The organism is Halalkalibacter flavus (genome assembly GCF_036663575.1).
Classification (GTDB): Bacteria; Bacillota; Bacilli; order Bacillales; family Bacillaceae_D; genus Halalkalibacter; species Halalkalibacter flavus.
This window is the reverse complement of record NZ_JAWRVK010000406.1, coordinates 1-239: the sequence shown is the minus strand read 5'-3', so window position 1 is coordinate 239 and position 239 is coordinate 1. Positions and strand designations below refer to the sequence as shown.

1 pseudogene is annotated in these 239 nt (G+C 36.8%); it reads left to right on the top strand.

From position 1 onward, the window contains the following. Window positions 1-229: pseudogene (locus SAY88_RS25625) on the top strand (hypothetical protein); the annotation flags it as partial. Window positions 230-239 lie beyond the last annotated feature (10 nt).

Below are 239 nucleotides of genomic sequence, written 5' to 3'. Positions count from 1 at the left end.
GGATTATCATCAAAACGGTATAGTAGATACGCATGAGGCCATTCTGCATGCTAGAAAAAATGGAATAGAGTTCATGAATGTCTTCTTATCAACAGAACCTATTCCAGACTCACAAAAGCAAGTAATTCAAAACATGTATGGACGTTTTAGTCTATTCGTTCAAGATGTAAACGAGCTGCCAGATGTGCTATTTCCTCTCCTCAGGAAGCTATTGTTGAAGAGCATTTAAAAAAATTCCT